We start from the raw sequence: 17,247 nt of genomic DNA on the forward strand, positions 1-17,247 counted from the left end.
CAACACAGAGCCCGCCCAGCAGATTCCTGCTCCCTGGGGTGCGGCTCAGGTCCGGTCAGGCTTGGTAGCGGCCGGGCCTGTGATTGAAGGCCAGCACAGTGTTCAGCGTCACGGCTCCGAGGGCTGAGAGCGCGACGAAGGCAGGAGCGAGAACGGCGAACGCCATGAGGACCACCATGAGGTCCAGACACATCTGCACGTAGCCGGCACGCAGACCGAACTGCTCCTGGGCGATCAGCGCCACAATGTTGAAGCCGCCGAGGGAGGATCCGTGGCGGAAGATCACGATCAGCGCCACGCCCAGCAGAAAGTTCCCGCCCACTGTGCCGTAGATCGGGTCGATGTCGCCCAAGGGGATCAGCCACGCATTCACCTCGGTGAAGATCGCCAGAGCGCCGACCGACGCGACGGTCTTCAGCGTGAACTTCCACCCTTTGCGCCACCAGGCCAGCAGGTAGAAGGGGATGTTCACCAGCACGAAGATGGGACCCAGCGTCAGCGGTGTCGCGTAGGTGAGCAGCAGGGCCACCCCTGCCGTGCCCCCTGTCACACCTCCGGTGTGCTCGAGAATGTACAGCCCCAGACCGGCGATGAACGTCCCGACGATCACCCCGAGAATATCCTCGGGAACGGTGTGCTGCAGGGCAGGAGGGCTGGCGAGCGGCCGCGAGGATCGCGACTCGGAAGATGTCACGCGCCATACTGTAGCGAAGCCCGTGCAACACCGGTGTGACGGCTGCTTCAGTCCGCGGCGCTGGGCCGAGGATCACCCAGGCTGCAGGGACTGCTGCAGGGCCGGCCTCATGGGGTCGAAGAGGCCGATGGGGTGCTCCGTGCTGCCGTCCAGCGCCAGGTCCGCAAGAATCTGACCGACGACCGGGACGAACTTGAACCCGTGACCGCTGAAGCCGCACGCGATGGAGACCTGGTCGTGCTCAGGGTGCTGCCCGATGACGAAGTGCTTATCCGGGGTGACGGAGTAGAGGCAGGTCTTGGCCATGACAGTCTCCCCGCTCAGGTGGGGGAACAGCTCCTGGGCCCGCGCCTGCATCCGCTCGTTCTCCCAGTCCGCAACCTCCCGGTCGATCGTGTCAGCCGTGGTCGGGGTGCCCACCCGGAAGAACCCGAGCTTGAACCCGCCCTCCGGCCCGTCCGTCATGGGGAAGCCGTAGATCTGATGATTCTCATAGGTCTGCTCCACGTAGACCGGGTGGTTCTCCTCCCGCCACGCGTCGTAGGGCACCGCGTCGAAGTCCGGAGCGAACCAGTGGAAGACCATGCGTTCGATGCTCAGGGGCAGGTGCAGGTCCCCCAGCAGCTCCGGGGCCCAAGCTCCCGGAGCGATCACCAGGCGGTCGGCACCATAGGTGCCGACGTCGGTGGTGACCTCGACTCCTCCCCCGGCGGCGGCGCTCCAGCCCCTGACCCGCTGGCCGAACCGCAGGTCAGCTCCCCGTGCGCTCGCCGATTCGACGTTCGCCACCACCGTCTCCTCCGGGCGGACGTAGCCGGCGTTCTGCTCGAAGAGCCCCAGCGCATCATCGTGAGGGTCCATGGTGGGGAATCGCTCGCGAATCTGGGAGGCGGTCAGCACCTCATGGTCGAGCCCGTGGAGCTTCGCGGCGGCGAGCGAGCCGGCGAATGTCTGGGACTCCGGATGGCCGATGTATATCCCCCCGCACAGGCGCATGAGGTCGCGGCCAGTCTCCTTCTCCAGCTCCCGGAAGCCGTCGTAGGCTGAGAAGAGCAGCGGCACGTACGCGGGATCCTCCAAGTAGGACTGCCGGGTGATGCGCGTGCCCCCGTGGGCTGATCCCTGGTCGTGGCCGGGTTGGAAGATCTCCAGGCCCAGCACGCGGGCCCCGCGGCCGGCCAGCTCTCTGGCCGCCGCCGCTCCCATTGATCCCACTCCGATGACGATGACGTCGAAGGTCTCCATGTCAGCTCCGCATCCTCTCTCCCGCCGGGTCGAAGCGAGGCTCCGTCGCAACGCGTGCGGGACACCTCAGTCCGAAGTAGTCAATCATCACCTCAGTGCCGGGCTCCGCCGGTCCGGGCAGCCACGCATAGGCGATGGACTCGCCGACGCTGTACCCCTGATCGGCACTGGTCACATAACCGATCACCTCGTTGCCTCCTGCGGCATAGATCGGCTCACCGCCCAGCAGCACGCGGGCGGGATCGTCGAGGACCAGGCACATCAGGGTCCGCTGCGGCTCGGCCCTCGACAGGCTCTCCGCGGCCCCGCGCACGGCGAAGGCGACTCCGGCCTCGGCGGGGCTGTGCTCGCGGCCCATATCCGCGCCCCAGAGGCGGAAGCCCTTCTCGAGCCGCATCGATTCGAATGCTCGGCGCCCGACGGGGATGATGCCGTGCTCAGCGCCCGCGCCCATGGTGGCGTCCCACAGCCCCCTGCCGAATTCGGCGGGGGCGTAGAGCTCCCAGCCCAGCTCCCCGACGTAGCTCAGTCGGAGGGCGAGCACCGGAACGCCTGCCATGCTGAGCTGCCGGGCTTTGTAGAACCGGAATGCGTCGGCGGTGAGGTCCTCCTCGGTGAGCTGCTGCAGCACGGTCCGGGCGTGGGGCCCCCACAGCCCCAGACCGCATGAGCCGGCCGTCGCGTCGCTGATTCGGACATCCCGGAAGCCCAGGCTCCGCGCCCGTCCAGTCAGCCAGGCAGCGTCCTGGTGGCCATTGACGCCGAGGTGGAAGTGATCCTCCCCCAGACGTGCCACGGTGATGTCCGAGAGCACTCCTCCGTCCTCGCTGAGCATCAGCGCGTACACCACGGTGCCGTCCTTCCGGCCCATCGGCCGCGACAGCGTCTGATCGAGGAACTCCCCAGCACCTGTCCCCGTCACGCTCAGGCGGGGCAGGGAGGACATGTCCACCAGTCCGGCGCTGCTCCTCATGCCGCGCGCCTCGAGTGCGACGATGGGGCTCCAGTGCCGCGCCGCCCACTCGTCCCGCGGGGGCAGGGGCCGGTTTCCCAGCGCAGGGTCGCCGAGGGAAGCATTCGTCTCATACCAGAGCGGACGCTCCCAGCCGTTCGCGGATTCGAAGACGGCCCCCAAAGACTGCTGCCGCTCGTAGAAGGGAGACGTGCGCAGGCCCCGCATCCGCAGCGTGGTGGCCTTCGGATGAACGATGTCGTACACCTCATCGTACGATTCCTCGCCCTGCTCCCGCGCCCACCGCTTCGAGATCACAGCAGGGTCGAAGCGCGCCAGATCCAGCCCATGGGTATCCATGCCGGGCTCCCCGGCGGTGATCCAGTCGGCCATGATCTGGCCGACGCCGGCGGACTGGGTCACCCACACCGACTGGGCCATCCACAGCCCTTCGACCTGCGGCACCGGACCCAGGAGAGGTCCTCCGTCCGGGGTGAACGAGAAGATCCCGTTGAAGGACATCGAACGCTCCAGTCGGGCCTCGGAGTCTGCGCCGATCAGGCCGGGGAGCAGTCGCTGGGCCTCCTGCCAGGTCGGCGCGAAGTCCTCCTCGGTGAACGGCTTCACGGCCGGATGGACCCCGGTGCGGCGGAACTCCTCCGCGCTGGCCAGACTGCTGTGCTCCACCGGCAGAGGGCGGTGCTCATAGGCGCCGACGGCGATGCGCTGCCCCCATTCCCGGAGGTACATCGCGTGATCCTGGTGCCGGAGCATCGGCCTGCGCGTCTCGATGCGGTCGTCCACGTCGGCCAGCTGCGGCAGCGCGGTGCTGAATCCGAAGCCGTGCTCCACTGGGAGCATCGGCAGCTCAAAGCCGAGCAGCTCCCGCGCCATACCCGGCCCCCACAGCCCTGCCGCCGAGACAACGATGTCTGCCGGAATCCGCTCGGACTCGGCATCCTGCGGGGCGCCGACGGGCAGGACGTCGAGCCCGATGACCCGCGACTCCCGGGTCGGGATGCCGACCACCTTGGTGTGGGACAGGATCCGGGCGCCGCCGGCCTGGGCGCGGCCGGCCTGGAACTCGACAGCCCTGACGCCTTTGACCACAGCATCGGTGGGGGTGTGCAGCGCGGAGGTGAGACCAGAGGTGTCCAGCTCCGGCCAGAGTGCGCTGATCTCTTCGGGACCGATGAGCTGCGAGGGGATTCCCGCTGCGTCCGCGAATGCGCGACGGCGCTTCAGCTCATGCGCCCGCTCCTGAGTGGAGGCGATCTCGAGCCCGCCTGTGCGCTTCATCAGCCATTCGTCCCGGAGCTCGAGGCCGTCGAGCTTGTCGAGGGTGCGCTGAGCCAGCAGCGACATGCTGCGGCTGGGGCTGGTCTGGAACACGAACCCCGGGGCATGGGAGCTGGAGCCTCCGGTCACATACAGCGGTCCCTGCTCCACGACGGTCACGTCGTTCCATCCTCTGAGAACCAGCTCATCGGCGAGGGCTGAGCCCACGACGCCGAGGCCGATGATCGCTACGTGCGGTGCCATCGGCACCTCCTCCCATCAGCGTTGCACGATACGCAACGTATTGCTCATGATGAGACAAGCCTAGGACGAGATGCCGGTGCAGCCAAGAGGGCACACCCCCGCACAGAATATTTTTACGTCCCAGAAATAAAGGACGCTGCCTCGCGCAGAATCTCAACGCACTCGTCGAACCGCGACTCCGGCAGACGGAAGGCCGGCGCCGTCACCGACAGCGCAGCCACCACACCTCCCATCGCATCCTTGATCGGCACGGCGACCGCATTGATCCCCTCCTCCCACTCAGCGACAGCCGAGGCCCAGCCGCGCTGCAGCACCTTCTCCAGCTCCGCCTCCAGGGCCTGCGGCTCGACGAGGGTTGAGGCCGTGAAGGCCGTCATCGGAGAGCCGGTCGCGCGTCGCTGCTCCGCCGGATCCGCGTGCGCCAGCAGCACCTTGCCCGTCGACGTGGCGTGGAGAGGTCCGCGCTGACCCACGTACTGCTGCGCCACGCCGATCATGCGCTTGCCCTCGGTCTGAGTGATCGTCATGGCGGCACCGGCGTCCAGGATGGCCGCATTGACCGTTTCATTGAGCTCACGAGCCGCCGCATCACAGCCCTGCTGGGCATCGCGCGCCAGATCGATGCGCCCCGTGACGGCCCCGGCCATCCGCAGCAGGCCGAACCCGAGCCGGAAGCCTCCCCGCGCCTGCTCCTGCTCCACCAGATCGTGATCCTCCAGCGTGGCCAGAAGCCGGAAGGCCGTCGACCGGTGCACATTCAGGCGCCGTGCGATCTCGCTGATCGTCAGGCCCGACTCAGCCCGCAGCAGCTCCAGGATGCGCGCCGCGCGATCCACCGACTGCACAGGGCTGACACGCTCGGCCGCATGGTCCGGCATGGGAGGCACCTTTCTCTGTGTGTTTCTTTTCGGTAAAACTTTCTGCACCCCGTCACATCATGCTTGACGGTTTCCACATCGAGGGAGAACACTTTCCTTAACGCTGTTGCTCATCGCGACTGGTGTTGCATTATCCGCAACGTTAAACGAAATGTGTGGTGGTGGCAAGCATGAGCCTCCGAATATGCTCACTGAACGATCTGACACCCGGCGAAGGGCTGCGCATCGCCTCGGTCAGTCCCCCGATCGCGGTCTTCCTCACCGAAGAGGGCACCGTGCACGCCCTGGACGACACGTGCACCCACCAAGACGCCTCGCTGGCTGCCGGATGGGTCGAGGACTGCCGTGTGGAGTGCCCGCTCCATGAGTCCACGTTCTCGCTCATCACCGGCGACGTAGACCAGCCCCCCGCAAAGCGTGGAGTCCGTGCCCACACTGTGGAGGTGCACGACGGCGAAGTCTTCGTCGAACTCTCCGGCGCCGAGCCGAACCTGCCGCCGGGGGTGAGGGTCGCATGAGCCTCCCAGCAGACGGCCACCTCATCATCGTCGGTGCCGGACTGGCCGGATACCACGCCGCGTACGGGGTCCGGCGCCACGGTCACCGCGGCCGCATCACCATCTTCGGGGAGGAGATCCGCCCCGCATACGACCGTCCCGCCCTCAGCAAGGCGTACCTGACCGGCGCTGTCGCTGAGGAGGATCTGCTGCTCGATGACCCTCAGGATCCCCTCGAGGTCGACTGGGTGAGCGGCCTGGGCGTGGTCGGCCTCGCCGGAAGCCGCAACGGCACAGAGCCGCTGGGCGTCCGCACCGCCGACGGAGCCTTCCACTCCGCAGACGCCGTCATCATCACCACAGGCGCATCGGCCTGCACGCTGCCCGCAGCCAGCCCCGCAGCCGGGCCCCAGGAGTGGAGTGCGGCGATCCGCCCCTATGTGCTCCGCAACATGGACGACGCGCTCGCGCTGCGCGACACCTCGCTCGCCGGAGCCTCCGTCGCCGTGCTGGGCGGCGGGTTCCTCGCCCTGGAGGCCGCTGCGACCTGCAGCGAGCGCGGCGCGGCCTCCGTCACGGTGGTCGCAGGTGAGGAGAACCCAGGAGCCGCGCGACTCGGCTCCCCGGTCGGGCAGGCGATCCGCACAGCCCATGAGGCACGCGGCGTGCGCTTCGCACCTCCCACGCGAGCCCGCGCGGTGCGCAGCACTCTCAGGGGCCATGAGGTGCTGCTCGCCGACGACTCATCGCTCGAGGCGCAGGTCGTCATCTGCGCGATCGGCGCACGGCCGCGCACCGAGTGGTTGCTGGGCTCCGGGGTGACCCTCACCCAGGACACCTCCGCAGTTCTCTGCGACGACACAGGAGCCACGGAGGTGCCGGGGGTCTACGCCGCCGGCGACTGCGCTCAGTGGGCCTCCCACTCCTCCGGACTGCGCCCGGTCGGGCACTGGCAGGAGGCTGTGGAAGAGGCAGCCGTCGTGGCCGCTGCCCTCACCGATGCCCAGCCCGCCGTGCTGCAGGAGCCGTACTTCTGGTCCGACCAGTTCGACCTGCGCATTCAGGGCGCCGGACGCATCCACCTCGCCGACACCACCACTGTCCTGGACGGCTCTCCCAGCGAAGGAAACCTGCTGGTCAGCTACTCCCGCGGCGGTGAGGAGATCGGCGTCCTCGGCATCAACCGTCTGCGCGACGTCACCCGATGGCGCAAGACCCGCCGCATCCGCACCACCGCACCTGCTTTGGCCGCATAGGAGACCTGTCATGATCATCGAGCACGTGGACGAGCCGCTCCCGGGCTCATCCCTGCGTCCCACTCCCCCCGGCCGCGTCTACACCGATCCCAGCATCTTCGGGGCCGAACAGGCGGAGATCTTCGAAAAGATGTGGAACTGCGCACTGCGGGCCGACGACCTGCACTCAGCCGGCCACTGGAAGACCGTCACCATCGGCCGCGAAGAGGTCATCGTGACCCGCACCCGCAAAGCCGGCATCAAAGCATATTTCAACGTCTGCGCCCACCGAGGAATGCGTGTGTGCACCACCGGTGAGGGCAAGAGCCGAACCCTGCAGTGCGGCTACCACGCCTGGACCTACGCCCTCGAGGGTGATCTGGTGGCTGCGCCGAACCTGACCTCCATGCCCGACGTGGACCGCAGCCGCTACGGCCTCCAGCTGGTCCATGTCCGCGAGTGGCTGGGCTACGTATGGATCTGCGTCGCCGAGGAGCCTCCCTCCTTCGACGACACGGTGCTCGGCGAAGTCCGCACCCGGTTCGGCCAGGTCGAATCAATCGACAACTACGGCATCGAGAGCCTCCGCCGCGGCGAGACCAAAACCTACGACGTCGCAGCGAACTGGAAGCTCATCATCGAGAACTTCATGGAGTGCTACCACTGCGCCACCATCCACCCCGAGCTGACCGAAGTGATCCCTGAGTTCGCCGACGGGCTGGCCTCCCAGCGGAAGAACGGAGAAGTCCACGGGTCGAACTTCGGGGAGGACATCGGCGGCTTCACCGTGGACGGCTCCGCCTCGGGCTTCGAGGAGCTTCCGTCGCTCGTCCCCGGCCAGGACCGCAAGTACTACGCGATCACCGTGAAGCCCCATGTATTCATCAACACGGTGCCCGATCACGTGATCATCCACAGGATGGTTCCCGTCTCCGAGTCGCGCACGGTCGTCGTCTGCGACTGGCTGTTTCTGCCCGAGGTGGTGGAGAGGGCCGACGCCGGGCAGCTGGACCTCACCACGTCCGTCGAGCTCTTCCACCGCGTCAACGAGCAGGACTTCAACGCCTGTGAGCTCACCCAGCCCTCGATGTCCTCCCAGGCCTACGCGGCCGGCGGTGCCCTGGTGCCCAGCGAGCACCACATCGAGGAGTTCCACACCTGGTGGTACGAGAGCCTCGGCATGGAGCGCGCATCATCGCCCGCGGGCGCAGCCCAGTCTGAGCCTGCCGCAGCGGCCGGTTCCTAGGCCGAAGGCTCGAGCACCGCTATGCAGCTCAGCCTCTTCGACCTCTTCCGGGTCGGCATCGGCCCCTCGTCCTCGCACACGGTGGGCCCCATGCGCGCCGCTCGCCTCTTCCTCACTGAGCACCTTGCCCCTGCCGGAACGGTGGAGCATGTGTCCTCCGTGACCGTGGATCTCTTCGGATCACTGGCAGCGACCGGGCACGGCCATGGAACATTCCCCGCCGTGCTTCTCGGCCTGGAGGGGTGGGATCCGGAGACTCTTCTGCCCGCTCAGGCGGAGTCGCGGACTGCCGATATCCAGGCCGCCGGCGCGATCCGGTTCGCTGACCGGCTGGGCTTCGGCCAGCCCGTGCCGCTGAGGGTCGAGGACTTCGCCATGCGGCCGCTGACAGTCCTGCCTCGGCATACCAACGCCATGCGGCTGAAGGCCTACGACGCAGCGGGCGCACTGCTGGCCGAGGACACCTACTACTCGGTGGGCGGAGGCTTCGTCCTGGCTGAGTCCTCGGCCGAGGAGGCTGCGGCCGCCCATCAGACCCCGGAGGTTCCCCATCCCTTCGCCTCACCCGAGGAGCTGATGGCTCACGTCCGAGCCACCGGCATGCCGATGTCGGAGATCATGCTCGCCGATGAATCAGCCCTGCGCTCCGAGAAGGACGTCCGTGAGGGCATCCTTCAGATATGGACAGTGATGGAGGAGTGCAGGAACTCCGCTCTGACTCGAAGCGGCCCGCTTCCAGGAGGGCTGAAGGTGCGGCGTCGCGCGCCGGACTGGCACGCTCGGCTCTCGGCTGAGGACCCCACCCGCAGCTACGCGTATTGGCAGGAGTGGGTGAACCTCACGGCCTTGGCCGTCAACGAGGAGAACGCCTCCGGCGGCCGTGTGGTCACTGCGCCGACCAACGGGGCTGCAGGGATCATCCCTGCTGTGGGGGTCTACGCCACGCACTACGGTGCGGGATCCAGCTTCGCCCGGGCTGAGGACCGCGAGCGCATTGTGACCACCTACCTTCTCACCGCAGCGGCCGTGGGAGTGCTCTATAAGGAGCAGGCCTCCATCTCCGGGGCTGAGGTCGGCTGCCAGGGTGAGGTGGGGTCGGCCTCATCCATGGCGGCCGCGGGTCTGTGCGAAGTGCTCGGCGGCACTCCTGCGCAGGTGGAGAACGCGGCTGAGATCGCCATGGAGCACAGCCTGGGGCTGACCTGCGACCCCGTCGGAGGGCTCGTACAGGTGCCCTGCATCGAACGCAACGCAATCGCGGCCGGCAAAGCGGTGAATGCCGCCCGCATGGCGCTGATGGGAGACGGTGAGCACCGCGTCTCGCTCTCTGAGGTGATCGCGACGATGCGCGAGACCGGCAAGGACATGTCCGAGAAGTACAAGGAGACAGCCCTCGGCGGCCTCGCGGTCAGCGTCGTGGAGTGCTGAGCAGGCGGCGTTGGCCTCAGACGGCGGGCGAGAATCGCTCCCAGACGCGGTGCGCGCCCAGCAGCTCGAAGAGCTCCGCAAGCTGAGAGCGCGGCTCGCCCACCAGCACCCCGGGGGTTCCGGCCTGGATCCCGGCTGAGGTGAGCACCGCGGAGCCCTCGGCGAAGACCATCGCCTTGGAGTGCCGGTAGGCCTCGCCGGCCATCAGGGTCAGCCGCGGGTCAACGTTGGAGACTCCGACGGGGTCCCCGAGCTTCTGGTCCGTGTCCGGGTCGGCGCCCGCCGCAGCCTTCGAGGGGCCCGTCGCGAAGATGATGGCATCGAACTCGATGGAGCGGGCGGTCAGGTAGGTCCGCTGGGGGTGTACCCCGTTGCTCAGCGGCGCTCCGGTGGGAGCGACGACCAGCGGCACCAGCCCTCGGGCGTCGAGGTCCTGCCTGATCCTCTGGATCTCTGAGGACTCCGAGGATTCGTCCACCACGACCGCAATGAGCCGGCCGTCGATCGGGTAGCTCTGCCCGATCTGTGAGAGCGCCGGTGAGACAGTGACATCATCAGCGGGCGGCTCAGTGGGCCCAGGCACGAGCTGTCCGAGCCCTTCGGCCACTGCACTGACCAGCTCAGCGTCGATATTGGCCAGGCACTGCAGCTGCCGCGTCTGGATGGTGAGGTCGTAGCACTTGCCGAGCTCGAAGGTGTAGGCCTGGATGGTGTGCTGCTGCTCGGTGCGGGTCAGGCTGCGGTAGAACAGCGTGGCCTGGCTGTAGTGGTCCTCGAAGCTTGCGGGCTTGCTGCGGACCTTCTCTCCAGCAACCGCCTGGGGGACGTCGATGAGGGCAGGAGGTGCCTTCCCATCCGCGTCGGAGACCGGGTGGGGGTTGCCGCCGTTGAGTCCGCTGGGGTGGTAGGGGGCGACACCGGTGTGGACGGCGCTCTGGTGGAACCCGTCGCGCAGGTTGTCGTTGACCTGGGCCTTCGGGCGGTTGATGGGAATCTGGCTGAAGTTTGGGCCGCCCAGCCGCGTGAGTTGGGTGTCCAGGTAGCTGAAGAGCCGGGCCTGGAGCAGCGCATCATCGGTCACGTCGATGCCCGGAGGCAGGTGGCCCGGGTGATACGCGACCTGCTCCGTCTCCGCGAAGTAGTTGGTCGGGTTGGCGTTGAGCGTCAGCTTGCCCAGAGGGTGCACAGGAGCAAGCTCCTCGGGCACGATCTTGGTGGGATCCAGCAGGTCGATGCCCTCGAACGTCTGGTCCTCAGTGTCCGGAAAGACCTGGACCCCGAACTCCCACTCAGGGAAGGCGCCCTTCTCGATCGCATCGGCGAGGTCGCGCCGGTGGAAGTCCGGATCCACTCCGTTGGTCATCAGCGCCTCCTCCCACGTCAGGGAATGCACGCCGAGCTTGGGCTTGAAGTGGAACTTCACCAGGCTCGTCTCGCCCTCGGCGCTGATCATGCGGAATGTGTGGACGCCGAAGCCCTCCATCATGCGGTAGGAGCGCGGGATGCCGCGGTCAGACATGTTCCACAGGGTGTGATGCTGGGCCTCGGTGTGCAGCGAGACGAAGTCCCAGAAGGTGTCGTGAGCTGACTGGGCCTGAGGAATCTCGCGGTCAGGGTGCGGCTTGGCCGCATGGATCAGATCGGGGAACTTGATGCCGTCCTGGATGAAGAACACCGGGATGTTGTTGGCGACCAGGTCAAAGGTTCCCTCATCGGTGTAGAACTTCACCGAGAAGCCGCGTGTGTCGCGCACCGTATCGGCGGATCCGCGGTTGCCCAGCACGGTGGAGAAGCGGAGAAAGACGGGTGTGGTCGTCTTCTCGGCGAGGAAGCCCGCCTGGGTGAGCTTCTCGCCGGTCCCGTAGGACTCGAACACGCCGTGCGCGGCGGCGCCCCTGGCGTGGACCGCGCGCTCAGGGATGCGCTCGTGGTCGAAGTGCATGATCTTCTCCCGCAGGTGGTGGTCCTGCAGGAGGGTCGGGCCGCGCGCACCGGCTCGGAGGGAATGGTCAGTGCTGCGCACGCGGGCGCCCTGTGCGGTGGTGAGGTGCTCCCCCTGCTGGCGGCGGGCCTGTGAAGCTCCGGGCTGGGGCACACCCGTAGGGCTCACCTCCTGCGGGCCCTCCTGGTCAGGCTTGGCCTCGGGAGGAGCTGCGGGTGCCGTGGGCTGCTTCTCAGGAACAGGCTCTTCCTGCGGTGCGCCGGGTATGCGGATGTCCTTCATGGCGGGGTCCTTACCAATGGGTGCAACATGGTCTGAGGCCGGAGCCGCAGACTGGTGCGCAGGCATCCGGGCCACGACCCCACGCTAGGAAGACACCCTGAAGCTCTTCGAGACGCTGCCTGTGCGTTGCCTGGCGCTTCAGCGCTCAGGCGACCGCGCCGCCGTCGCCTCCCGCTGAGACGCTCACTTCAGCCCGAGCCCTCGACTCCGCAGAAAGTCTGCAAGTCTGTGCCTCTGGGTGGCGAATGTCGCCTTCTCCCCCAGCCGGCTCACCAGACGACGGCCCCACGACGGATCCATGTCGTAGTCGCGGTAGTACTCAGCGAGGGTCTCCTCATAGACGCGGATCTGCTCAGGCACTGCGTCGGCGTCGTACGCGTCGATATGCAGAAAGCTCTCCTGGGGAAGACGGGGCTTGATGCCTGCTTCCTCGTCCGGGTCCGGGTAGCCCAGCTCCATGCCGACGAACGGGATGACGTCGGAGGGAAGGTCGAGCACCTCGGCCAGCTTCTCCGAGTCATTGCGGACAGAGCCCAGGTAGACCCCGCCCAGGCCGAGCGACTGGGCGGCAACGAGTGCGTTCTGCGCGTGGATCCCAGCGTCGCAGGCTCCCACCAGCGCAATGTCGAGATAGTCCAGTCCGACGGGGTCGCGCTGGGCCTCGTCGGCGAGATGCTTGGCCCTGCTGAAGTCGATGAGCCAGATCACCAGGACCGGCGCATGCTTGATGTGCTTCTGGAAGGGGCCCCCGATCTCGGCGACCGCGTCCTTCTTTGCCTGGTCCCTGATGGCCAGAGCGGAGATGATCTGCTGGTTTGACGAGGTGGGCGCAGACTGAGCCGCGGCAATCACGGTGCGCAGGGTCTCCTCCGGCACGTGCTTGTCGAGGTAGCGACGGGTTGAGCGGTGCCGCAGCATCAGGTCGAGGGTGTCGTTCCACTCCGGCGGCTGCCAGCCCACGGGGTGGCCGTACCGGGAGCGGAGCCGGTCGGCCGGGCCAGCGGAGGCCAGCCCGGCGGTACCCCCGCCGGGCTGGGACGTGCAATGGGCTGATGGGGCTGGCTGCTCAGTCATGGCCCTCAACCTAACAAGACGGGCGTGCTCAGGCTCCGGGCGAGGAGCTGCGGCGTCCGCGGCCGCCGCGTGAGTTCCTCGACTGTCCGCCTCTGCTGCTGCCGCCTCCGGAGCCGCTGCGCGGGGCACCTCGGCCGCCGCTGCGTCCTCCGCCGCCGCCGCGTCGCGATCCTTGGCCGCCGCCGCGGCTGTCGTTGGGCTGCACCGGTGCGGGCTCCACGTAGGCAGCTCGCTCACCGACCAGGGCGGTGACCTCCGGGGAGTCCGTGGAGACTGCCGCCGGCTTGACCTTGATGCCGGCCTTGCGCAGGAGCGATTCGGTGTCGCGTCGCTGCTCGGGCAGCATCACTGTGACGACGTCGCCGGCGCTTCCGGCTCGTGCGGTGCGTCCTGAGCGGTGGAGGTAGGCCTTGTGCTCTGCGGGCGGGTCGACGTGGACGACGAGCTCGATCTCGTCGACGTGGACTCCGCGTGCGGCCACGTCGGTGGCAACGAGCACCCGCACCGAGCCGTCGCTGAAGGCCGCCAGGTTCTTGTCGCGCTTGGCCTGGGAGAGGTTGCCGTGAAGGTCGACGGCGGGGACGCCCTGGGCTGCGAGCTTCTTCGCGAGGTTCTTCGCCTGGTGCTTGGTGCGGGTGAAGAGGAGTCGACGGCCCTGCCCGGACGCCAGCTCATGCACAAGGTCCTTCTTGCGGTCCGGGTGAACCTCGAAGACATGGTGCGTCATGGCGGAGACGTGGCTCGTCGCCTCGTCCACGGAGTGGTGCAGGGGGTCGGTCAGGAAGCGCTTGACGAGCTTGTCGACGCCGTTGTCCAGTGTGGCGGAGAAGAAGAGCCGCTGCGCGTCCGCCGGGGTCTGCCCCAGGATGCGGGTGACGCCGGGAAGGAAGCCGAGGTCGGCCATGTGGTCTGCTTCGTCCAGGACGGTCACGGCGGCGCTGTCGAGGTTCAGCACGCCCTGCTTCAGCAGGTCCTCCAGGCGACCTGGGCAGGCCACGACGATGTCGACGCCTCTGTTCAGGGCCTTCTCCTGCGGCTTCTGGCTCACGCCGCCGAAGATGGTGGCGGTCGTCATGCCGTAGGTCTCGGCCAGGGGCGCGATGACGGCGTCGATCTGGGTTGCAAGCTCGCGGGTGGGCGCCAGGACCAGTGCCCTGGGCCTGCGCGGCTTCCGCTCGGCGCCGCTCTCACCCAGTCGGGCGACGAGGGGCAGGGCGAAGGCGATGGTCTTGCCCGAGCCGGTCTTGCCGCGTCCGAGGACGTCCCTGCCCTGGAGGGTGTCAGGGAGCGTGGCAGCCTGAATGGGGAAGGCGATGAACTTGCCTTCGGCGGCCAGCCTGCGCGTCAGGGGTGCGGGGACTCCGAGGTCGGCGAATGTCTGCTGCTCGGCTTCGGCGGAGACAGACTGCTCTGACTCGGTGATGGTGGGGGTGGAGATGGTGGTGCCTTTCCGCGTGTGCCAGATCAATCCGCGAAGGTGCGACGGGCCTCTGGCTGGTCACAGGCGCGCCGGTCGGCGCGTCTGGTTCGCCGCGAGACGGTCAATGCTCAAGCGCGGGGACGGACCTGAAGAGGCCTCCCGGCTGGACGAAAGCGTTCCTACGACGCAGGTGCTCTGAGCACCAAACACTCCACCATACACCGTTGACCCCAAACCTCCGTAGGATCATGGCATGCCCAGTGCACCCATGACCGACATCGCCCTCCGCGCAAGCCTCCTGTTCGCTGTGGCGCGCAAGCACCGCCTCACCGGGCCCGTCTCCGCACTGGAGGACGAGATGGCCTCGGAGGTGTCCGACCAGCTGAGGCGCCAGGGCTGCGCGGAGACCACGGACGAGGTGCTCGCCAGTGTCAGCGGCGGGGTGCACGCGGCCGACACTGGCGACGATCCTGCTCTGAGCATCTCTGCACAGCACTACGACCGTATTCGGCGTGAATTCCTCAGTGAGCATGGGCTGGCTCAGGCCAAGGGCAGGGCAGTCTGGCCGGCGGGCAGCACGACGCTCCTCAGACGCGCGGGCGGGTCATGGAGCCAGGCGCTGCGCGATGCTGGGCTCGGCGTCGCCGAACGGAGCACCGATGAGGCATTCGGCGCAGCGAAGTTCGCCCCGGATCAGTTCAGATCCGCCATGCGGACATTCCAGCAGCACGCTGCATCAGAGGGGATCTCGTCCAGCTACCAGAACTACCTGCAGTGGCGTAAGGACCGGATGGCCGCGGGGCAAGACGATCTGCCCTCCGGCGCCGCTCTCCGCAGCTTCTTCGGCTCTTGGAAGGCCGCCCTGATGGAGACGGCGCCGAAGGACGCCTGATCAGCCCATCGGCAGCAGCCCTGCGCTACTGCACCTCGAAGTCGATGCGGTGGCGACCCGTGGCCGCGTTCGGTATGGGGTCCCGGCGGTCCCCGGTCTGGACTTCACCGTCGGCGCTGATGGCACGCACTGACACCCAATGCCGTCCGGGCTGAGCGTCGGAGAACATGTGCCGCCACTGACGCCAGGTGTCGATCGACACCTCAGAGCTCAGCTCTGCCGGCTCCCACTCACCGCCGTCGATCTGCACCTCCACGCGCTCGATGCCGACGTGCTGAGCCCACGCACTGCCTGCGATCACCACGTCGCCTGCGGGCAGAGTCTCCAGAGGGCTGGGCACTTCGATGCGTGAGGCGACGAGGACCGGAGCCCGTTCGTCCCACCCACGGTCGGTCCAATAGGCGGTCTCGCGGTCGAAGCGAGTGACCTCCAGGTCAACCACCCATTTGGTCGCTGAGACGTACCCGTAGAGGCCGGGCACGACCAGGCGCGCCGGGTACCCGTGCTCAGCCGGCAGGGGCTCACCGTTCATCCCGACGGCAAGGAGTGAGCTGCGCTCGTCGGTCAGTGCCTCAAGAGGCGTGGATGCGGTGAATCCGTCGATCGACTGCGAGAGCACCATGTCGGCCTCCGGCAGGGGTCCCGCCTCGGCCAGCAGCTGCCGGACCGGGTATCCCAGCCATGATGCGTTGCCCACCAGATCCCCTCCGACGGGGTTGGACACGCAGGTCAGGGTGATGTGGTGCTCCTCCAGCGGCAGCTCGAGCAGCTCATGCATATCGATCATGACCTCGTTCTCCACCAGTCCGTGGATGCGCAGCGTCCACTCGTCCGGGTGCAGCTCCGGGACGGCCAGTGCGGTGTCGATGCGGTAGAAGTCCGAGTTGGGGGTGATGAAGGGCGCGGCCCCCGCTGCGCCGGATGATGCGGACTCCGGAACGATGGCCGCACGAACCGCCGGTGACGGCAGGACCAGGCGTCCGACGGCTCCCACAGCTTCGCGGCCGAATGTCCGCACGGAGCGTCCCAGGGCGAACGAGACCCCCGCAGCGGCGGTGCCGGCCGCCGCCAGTCCGAGGAACGCTCGCCGCGAGGCCGCAGCTTCCGCTACCGCATCGGCCTGCGACCGTGTCGCTGCGCTCCACGCCGTCAGGATCAGGGCAGCCAGCAGGGAGACTCCCAAGGCCGCACCTGTGAGTGTGGGCACAGCATCTGCCGGTCCTGCGTCCGGGCGCGTCAGAACCACGGCTGCCAGTGAGGCGGCGACGACGGCGAAAGCGGCGGCTCCCAGGCCAAGGCTGCGCCGGGCGAGCATGCCGATCAGCGCCGCTGCGGCGGCCCCGCCGAGGCCCATGCTGAGGAACAGCACCAGCTTGTTGCTGCTCCCGAACACCGAGATGGCGAATTCCTGCAGCCCGGGCGGGGATGCCCCGATGATGGTGTTCCCGAGGGCGACCAGCGGCGAGGAGGAAGGCGCGAAGAACCGGGCGACGACATCCGCGATTCCCAGAAAGACGGCGGCCGCCGCGATTCCGGCCGCCGCGCAGCGCAGCAGGCTCGGTGATGCTCCGGGTGAGGGGTCAGTTCGGGTCATGACCGGTGTTCGGAGCCGTGGGCCTGCTCGGATGGCGGATCAGAGATCAGCCACAATGATGGGGTCGTCGGAGGGCTGAGGGGAGCCTCCCGACGGTTCGATGGTGACGCCGAATGCCGCGCCCTCGTCAAGCTCTACGGCCGCGAGCATCTCCGAGCCGTCGCCGCCGCTCATCAGTCCCAGGCTCTGAGGGCCCTCCTCCCCGATGAGCCACATCTGCATGGCTTGGTCCTCGGAGGGCGCGGGGAGGTTGTGGGGCACGATGTGGATCATCTGCGCATCCAGCGAGTAGGTGACCGTCACGCTCCCGCCCACGGCAGATTCGG

The 17,247-nt window shown here is 67.8% G+C and carries 14 protein-coding genes; 5 read left to right on the forward strand and 9 right to left on the reverse strand.

Features of this window, described 5'->3' with window-relative positions; all coding sequences use genetic code 11:
• Positions 1 to 55: 55 nt before the first annotated feature.
• The 4 genes from FS388_RS01005 to FS388_RS01020 form a co-directional block, all read right to left on the reverse strand.
• Positions 56 to 694: a YitT family protein gene (locus tag FS388_RS01005; protein WP_146338857.1), complete on the reverse strand. Its 639-nt coding sequence runs from the start codon at positions 692 to 694 to the stop codon at positions 56 to 58.
• 72 nt (positions 695 to 766) lie between these two features.
• Positions 767 to 1,939, reverse strand: a complete 1,173-nt coding sequence (solA, locus tag FS388_RS01010; protein ID WP_146338859.1) for an N-methyl-L-tryptophan oxidase — start codon at positions 1,937 to 1,939, stop codon at positions 767 to 769.
• A 1-nt stretch (position 1,940) separates the two neighbouring features.
• Complete coding sequence (locus FS388_RS01015; RefSeq protein ID WP_146338861.1) at positions 1,941 to 4,433, reverse strand: FAD-dependent oxidoreductase; 2,493 nt, start codon at positions 4,431 to 4,433, stop codon at positions 1,941 to 1,943.
• Positions 4,434 to 4,546: 113 nt separating this feature from the next.
• Positions 4,547 to 5,311, reverse strand: coding sequence for an IclR family transcriptional regulator (locus FS388_RS01020; protein WP_146338863.1), 765 nt, complete (start codon positions 5,309 to 5,311; stop codon positions 4,547 to 4,549).
• A gap of 170 nt (positions 5,312 to 5,481) precedes the next feature.
• Between FS388_RS01020 and FS388_RS01025 the strand changes: the two genes are divergently transcribed.
• The 4 genes from FS388_RS01025 to FS388_RS01040 are packed head-to-tail and all read left to right on the forward strand — an operon-like array spanning position 5,482 to position 9,717.
• Positions 5,482 to 5,829, forward strand: coding sequence for a bifunctional 3-phenylpropionate/cinnamic acid dioxygenase ferredoxin subunit (locus FS388_RS01025; protein WP_146338865.1), 348 nt, complete (start codon positions 5,482 to 5,484; stop codon positions 5,827 to 5,829).
• Complete coding sequence (locus FS388_RS01030) at positions 5,826 to 7,064, forward strand: NAD(P)/FAD-dependent oxidoreductase (protein WP_146338867.1); 1,239 nt, start codon at positions 5,826 to 5,828, stop codon at positions 7,062 to 7,064. Before FS388_RS01025 ends, FS388_RS01030 begins: the two co-directional genes overlap by 4 nt.
• Before the next feature lie 10 nt (positions 7,065 to 7,074).
• Positions 7,075 to 8,289, forward strand: coding sequence for an aromatic ring-hydroxylating dioxygenase subunit alpha (locus FS388_RS01035; RefSeq protein WP_146338869.1), 1,215 nt, complete (start codon positions 7,075 to 7,077; stop codon positions 8,287 to 8,289).
• A 21-nt stretch (positions 8,290 to 8,310) separates the two neighbouring features.
• Positions 8,311 to 9,717, forward strand: coding sequence for an L-serine ammonia-lyase (locus FS388_RS01040; protein ID WP_146338871.1), 1,407 nt, complete (start codon positions 8,311 to 8,313; stop codon positions 9,715 to 9,717).
• A gap of 16 nt (positions 9,718 to 9,733) precedes the next feature.
• On the opposite strand, the gene FS388_RS01045 is transcribed toward FS388_RS01040, so the two are convergent.
• The 3 genes from FS388_RS01045 to FS388_RS01055 form a co-directional block, all read right to left on the reverse strand.
• A complete protein-coding gene (locus FS388_RS01045) occupies positions 9,734 to 12,007 on the reverse strand; it encodes a catalase (RefSeq protein ID WP_168198721.1) in 2,274 nt (757 codons plus the stop codon).
• 117 nt (positions 12,008 to 12,124) lie between these two features.
• Positions 12,125 to 13,015 (reverse strand): NADPH-dependent oxidoreductase, encoded by an 891-nt coding sequence (locus FS388_RS01050; RefSeq protein ID WP_146338875.1) that lies wholly within the window; start codon positions 13,013 to 13,015, stop codon positions 12,125 to 12,127.
• Positions 13,016 to 13,043: 28 nt separating this feature from the next.
• Positions 13,044 to 14,438 carry a DEAD/DEAH box helicase gene (locus tag FS388_RS01055; protein WP_210410265.1) on the reverse strand — a complete coding sequence of 465 codons (1,395 nt, stop codon included), beginning with the start codon at positions 14,436 to 14,438 and terminating at the stop codon, positions 13,044 to 13,046.
• A gap of 250 nt (positions 14,439 to 14,688) precedes the next feature.
• Here FS388_RS01055 and FS388_RS01060 point away from each other — a divergent pair, with 250 nt between their 5' ends.
• Positions 14,689 to 15,327 carry a hypothetical protein gene (locus tag FS388_RS01060; RefSeq protein ID WP_146338877.1) on the forward strand — a complete coding sequence of 213 codons (639 nt, stop codon included), beginning with the start codon at positions 14,689 to 14,691 and terminating at the stop codon, positions 15,325 to 15,327.
• A 25-nt stretch (positions 15,328 to 15,352) separates the two neighbouring features.
• Here the strand turns inward: FS388_RS01060 and FS388_RS01065 are convergent, their stop codons facing one another.
• Together FS388_RS01065 and FS388_RS01070 are read right to left on the reverse strand one after the other, a co-directional pair.
• On the reverse strand, positions 15,353 to 16,921 hold the full coding sequence (locus tag FS388_RS01065) for a molybdopterin-dependent oxidoreductase (RefSeq protein WP_146338879.1): 1,569 nt from the start codon (positions 16,919 to 16,921) through the stop codon (positions 15,353 to 15,355).
• 39 nt (positions 16,922 to 16,960) lie between these two features.
• Positions 16,961 to 17,236, reverse strand: a complete 276-nt coding sequence (locus FS388_RS01070; RefSeq protein ID WP_371708474.1) for an anti-sigma factor domain-containing protein — start codon at positions 17,234 to 17,236, stop codon at positions 16,961 to 16,963.
• Positions 17,237 to 17,247 lie beyond the last annotated feature (11 nt).

It is taken from the genome of Nesterenkonia sp. NBAIMH1, from assembly GCF_007922635.1.
GTDB classification, from domain to species: domain Bacteria; phylum Actinomycetota; class Actinomycetes; order Actinomycetales; family Micrococcaceae; genus Nesterenkonia; species Nesterenkonia pannonica.